Raw genomic sequence first — 5,725 nt, forward strand, 5'->3', positions numbered from 1 at the left:
CGCGGGGGTGGCCGCAGCGGCGGTCGCAGCCGGACCAGTGCTGGCGGCCGGTGGCGACCACCTCGTCGGCCGCCAGCTCGGCGGCGGCGGGTTGCGGTGGGCCGGAAGGCAGTACGCGGCCCGCCTCGACGGCGGCCGTGGCGTCGGCGCGGACGTCGGTCAGGGATTTGGCGCAGCCGGGCTGGCCCGCGCAGGCGGTGACCTGGAGCCAGGGGGAGGTGGCGTCGAAGATGAGACCCATGGGGGCCAGCACGCGCACCACCTGTTCGGCGGCCCACTCGTCGAGGTCGGTGATCACCAGACCCCGCCACGGGGTGATGACGACCGGGCGGTCGACGGCGGCGATGAATTCGGCGGTGCGGGCGGGCAGCGAGCCCAGGCGCACGCCCGCGCCCAGCGCCACCCGGTCGTCGGCCTGGGTGAGCCAGCCGATCGGAGGTTCCTGGTGTGGCGGCAGCTCCACGGTCTCGGCGGTGGTGAGATGCGGATGCGCGGCGCGCAGGCGGTCCGCCAGCGCCGCCGGGCCGTCCGGGATCTCGTGCAGCCGCCACTGGTCCTCGCGCAGTTCCAGGAAACCGTGCGCGGCGTGCAGCACGGTATCCACGGCATGTTCGGCGGTGACGCGCAGACCGGAGTCGCGCCCCGCCAGCACCACGGCGTAGGTGTCCTCGTCGACGGCGTGCACCCCGATATCCGCGCCCAGCCCGCTCACATCGCCGCGACCGTCGTCCAGGGTGAACAGCACCCGGCCGGGCAGCTCGGCCAGTCGCGGCGCGGCGCGCACACCGGCATCGAGTGCCGGAACCAGCGCGTGCACATCGGTCCAGCCGCCGACCCGGCCCGACAGCGGGGACGCGACGATATTGCGCACCCGTTCGTGCGTCCCGCTGGGCAGCAGCCCGGCCGCCCGCAGCCGCCGCTCCAACTCGGCGGCGTCACGCACCCCGCGCAGCTGCGCATTGGCGCGGGAGGTGAGTTCGATGCCGCCGTCGGCGAGTTCCCGCGCCGCCTCGGCCAGCGCCTGCACCTGGGCCGGTGCCAGCCGACCACCGGGCACGCGGATGCGGGCGAGCGGCCCGTCGGCGGCCTCGTGCAGGCGCAGCACGCCCGGGCAGGAATCGGGATCTGTTCGAGTCATGACCCGATCCAGCCTACGGACACCCGGGTGGACGCGTCGCGGGGCACCGAGTCGCGGCGGGCCTGCGATGCCCGCCAGCTTCGGGTGTAGCACTCCGTGCACCGGCGGCGAACTCGTCCGGTACCGGCCTGCTCGGATCCCCTGCGCCGACACCGGTGGCGTGCGCGCCGATTCCGGCATCCTGCGATCGCGCAGTCGCTGCCCGCGGCACTCGCGCCGGTCGGAGTGAGCGGATACGGGCCTCAGCGCGGGTGATGCGGTTCGATTCCCGGCGTCGTGCGCCCGCTCGCCCAGCTCGGACTGGTGGCGTAGGTGTCGTTGAGCAGGCTCGGGCTGTCGTGGTGTTCGAGGTGGTCGCGGTGCACCGTCGTGGTCATCAGCATCAGCGCGAACAGGAGTGTGGCCGCGCAGATCCCGCCGGCGACGATCGCCCACTGCGAATGTCCGGTGCCGGCAGCGGTCAATGCCATTGCCAGCGTTGCGAAAGCAACCAATGCGCACAAGTACCCTGACCAGGCGGCGAACCGATTCCGCCTGACCCAACCCGGAGTGTTCGGCATACGCGCAGCGTACGCCCGCGCAGGGGTCGTGGCACCGGGCCGGGCGGAGAGGTTGCAGCACTGTGATCCCCGCGCGATAGAGTCGCGAGGCTCGTCGGACGGAAGAAACCGGTGCAATTCCGGTGCGGTCGCGCCACTGTGACAGTCAGACCTTCCCCATGAGCGCCGAACCGTGCCGGGCGCGTCACCCCAAGGAAGGCCGAACCGTGATTCTGCTGCTGTCCACCTCCGATACCGATCTGCTCAGTGCCCGCGCCAGCGGGGCCGAGTACCGGCTCGCCAATCCGGCGCGGCTGCTGCCGGAGGATCTGCCCGCCCTGCTCGTGGGCGCCGATCTGGTGATCGTGCGCATCCTCGGCGGCGTCCGCGCCTGGGAGGAGGGACTGGAGACGCTGCGCGCCAGCGGCGTTCCGCTGGTCGCACTGGGCGGTGAGATCGCGCCCGACGCCGAACTCATGGAACAGTCCACCGTGCCCGGCGGCGTGGCCGCCGACGCGCACAACTACCTCGCCGCCGGCGGGCCGCTGAACCTGCGGCAACTGCACAACTTCCTGTCCGACACGGTGCTGCTCACCGGGCACGGCTTCGAACCGCCGGTGGACATGCCGCGCTGGGGTGAACTCGAGCGCACCGCGCGGCCGGTCGCCGCGGACGCGCCCACCGTCGCGGTCGTCTACTACCGTGCCCAGCAACTGGCCGGGAACACCGCCTATGTCGACGCGCTGTGCACCGCCATCGAAGCGGCCGGGGCGCGGCCACTGCCGCTGTACTGCGCCTCGCTGCGCGCCGCCGAGCCGGAACTGCTGGCTCGGCTGCGCGAGGCCGACGCACTGGTGGTGACCGTGCTGGCCGCGGGCGGCACCAAACCCGCCACCGCCTCGGCCGGTGGCGAGGACGAGGCGTGGGATGTGGGCGCGCTCGCCGACCTGGATGTGCCCATCCTCCAGGGCCTGTGCCTGACCAGCAGCCGCGCCCAGTGGGAGGAGAATGACGACGGGCTGTCGCCGTTGGATGTGGCGACCCAGGTGGCGGTGCCGGAATTCGACGGCCGCATCATCACGGTGCCGTTCTCCTTCAAGGAGTTCGACGCCGACGGCCTGTCGGCCTACGTGCCCGATCCGGAGCGGGCGGCGCGGGTGGCCGGGATCGCGGTGCGCTACGCCCGGCTGCGGCACATCCCCAATGCCGACAAGCGGGTGGTGCTCATGCTGTCGGCGTATCCGACCAAGCACGCCCGCATCGGCAATGCCGTCGGCCTGGACACCCCGGCCAGTGCCATCCGGCTGCTCACCGAGATGCGGGCCGCCGGATACGATCTCGGCGCGCCGGGGGAGATCCCGGGCCTCGAACAGGGCGACGGCGACGCGCTCATCCACGCCCTCATCGCCGCGGGCGGCCAGGATCCGGACTGGCTCACCGCCGAACAGCTCGAGGGCAACCCGATCCGCATCGGCGCGGACACCTACGCCGCCTGGTTCGAGACGCTCCCGGACGACCTGCGCGAGAACGTGATCGAGGCGTGGGGGCCGCCGCCGGGTGAGCTGTACGTGGACCGCTCCGCCGATCCGAAGGGCGAGATCGTCATCGCCGCACTGCGGTTCGGCAATGTGGTGCTCATCGTGCAGCCGCCGCGCGGCTTCGGCGAGAATCCGGTGGCCATCTACCACGATCCGGATCTGCCGCCCAGCCATCACTACCTGGCCGCCTACCGCTGGCTGGCCGCGCCCGAGGGCTTCGCCGCCGACGCCATGGTGCACCTGGGCAAGCACGGCAATCTGGAGTGGCTGCCCGGTAAGACCCTCGGCATGTCCGCCTCCTGCGGCACCGACGCCGCACTGGGCGATCTGCCGCTGATCTATCCGTTCCTGGTGAACGATCCGGGCGAGGGCACCCAGGCCAAGCGCCGCGCCCACGCCACCCTCGTGGACCACCTCATCCCGCCGATGGCGCGCGCCGAAACCTACGGTGACATCTCGCGGCTGGAGCAGCTGCTCGACGAGCACGCCAATATCTCCGCGCTCGACCCGGCCAAGCTGCCCGCCATCCGGCAGCAGATCTGGACCCTGATGCGGGCCGCCAAGATGGACCACGACCTGGGGCTCGCGGAGCGCCCGGACGAGGACGTCTTCGACGATATGCTGCTGCACGTCGACGGCTGGCTGTGCGAGATCAAGGATGTGCAGATCCGCGACGGCCTGCACGTGCTCGGGCAGGCTCCGGCGGGGGAGACCGAGGTCGACCTGGTGCTGGCCATGCTGCGCGCCCGCCAGCTGTGGGGCGGCGAGGTGTCCGTGCCCGGTCTGCGAGAAGCGCTGGGGCTCAGCGAGTCCGGCGACGAATCCCGCAACCGGGTGGACAGCTTCGAGGCCCGCGCCCGCGCTCTCGTCGCCGCCCTGCAGGCCGCGGACTGGTCGGTCGACGCCATCGACGCGATCGTCGACGCGCAGATCACGGCGGGCGGCACGGGTGAGAACGCCGGGGCCACACCGGCACTCGCGGACGCCGCCGCCTCCGGGGACGCGGCGGCACCGGGCGCGGCCCTGGCGGGGGACACGGGGAAGCGCGAGGATTCGGTGGTGGCTGAGGCAGGCCGTTCGGCCGCGGGCGGGACGACGGCCGTGCCCGGAAACGCTGTCGCACCCGGCGGTGCGGCCACATCCGCCGGTTCGACCGCGCCCGCCGTCGGTCCGGACGCCGTGCGGGCGGTGCTGCGGTTCGCCGCCACCGAGGTGGTGCCGCGGCTGCGGCAGACCGAGGTGGAGATCCAGCGGGTGCTGCATGCCCTGTCCGGTGGTTTCATTCCGGCCGGGCCGAGCGGCTCGCCGCTGCGCGGCCTGATCAATGTGCTGCCCACCGGCCGCAACTTCTACTCCGTCGACCCCAAGGCGGTGCCCTCGCGGCTGGCCTGGGAAACCGGTCAGGCCATGGCGGATTCGCTGCTCGAGCGCTATCTCGCCGACCATGGCGAGTACCCGAAGTCGGTGGGCCTGTCGGTGTGGGGCACGTCCGCCATGCGCACCGCGGGCGACGATATCGCCGAGGTGCTCGCACTGCTCGGGGTACGGCCGGTGTGGGACGAGGCCAGCCGCCGCGTCACCACCCTCGAACCGATCGCGCTCGACGAACTGGGCCGACCGCGCATCGACGTGACCGTGCGCATCTCCGGCTTCTTCCGCGACGCCTTCCCGCACGTGCTCGCCCTGCTCGACGACGCGGTGCGGCTGGTGGCCGGGCTCGACGAACCCACCGAGTCGAATTACGTGCGCGCCCACGCCCAGTCGGATCTGGCCGCGCACGGTGACGAGCGTCGCGCCACCACCCGCATCTTCGGCTCCAAGCCCGGCACCTACGGCGCGGGCCTGCTCCAGCTCATCGACTCCAAGAGCTGGCGCACCGACGACGATCTCGCGCAGGTGTACACCACCTGGGGCGGCTACGCCTACGGCCGCGACCTGGACGGCGCGCCCGCCGCCGACGACATGCGCTCGGCGTATCGACGAATCGCGGTGGCGGCCAAGAACACCGACACCCGCGAGCACGATATCGCCGACTCCGACGACTACTTCCAGTACCACGGCGGCATGGTGGCGGCGGTGCGCGCGCTCACCGGCAAGAATCCGGAAGCCTATATCGGCGACAGCACCCGCCCGGATTCGGTGCGCACCCGCACCCTCTCGGAGGAGACCACCCGCGTGTTCCGGGCGCGCGTGGTGAATCCGCGCTGGCTCGACGCCATGCGGCGGCACGGCTACAAGGGCGCGTTCGAAATGGCCGCCACCGTCGACTACCTCTTCGGCTACGACGCCACCACCAATGTGGTCGCCGACTGGATGTACGAGAAACTTGCCGACAGCTACGTTTTCGACGATGTGAACCGCAAGTTCATGGAACAGTCGAATCCCTGGGCGCTGCACGGTATAGCGGAGCGTTTGCTGGAGGCTGCGGAGCGGAACCTGTGGGAGCGGCCGGAGGATGAGACGCTCGCGCGGTTGAAGCAGATCTACCTCGAAACCGAGGGCGAACTCGA

The 5,725-nt window shown here is 71.7% G+C and carries 3 protein-coding genes; 1 reads left to right on the plus strand and 2 read right to left on the minus strand.

Going from position 1 to position 5,725, the window contains the following annotated elements; all coding sequences use genetic code 11:
* Positions 1 to 1,138: precorrin-3B synthase (cobG, locus tag QK444_RS31565; protein WP_282785728.1), on the minus strand; the 1,138-nt coding region annotated here is incomplete at its 3' end.
* Between the two features lie 242 nt (positions 1,139 to 1,380).
* Positions 1,381 to 1,698 (minus strand): hypothetical protein, encoded by a 318-nt coding sequence (locus QK444_RS31570; protein ID WP_282785729.1) that lies wholly within the window; start codon positions 1,696 to 1,698, stop codon positions 1,381 to 1,383.
* A gap of 206 nt (positions 1,699 to 1,904) precedes the next feature.
* Here QK444_RS31570 and cobN point away from each other — a divergent pair.
* Positions 1,905 to 5,725, plus strand: a 3,821-nt coding sequence (gene cobN, locus QK444_RS31575; protein ID WP_282785730.1) for a cobaltochelatase subunit CobN, incomplete at its 3' end; no start/stop codon positions are given.

The sequence above is a fragment of the Nocardia sp. CC201C genome, from assembly GCF_030010695.1.
Classification (GTDB): domain Bacteria; phylum Actinomycetota; class Actinomycetes; order Mycobacteriales; family Mycobacteriaceae; genus Nocardia; species Nocardia otitidiscaviarum.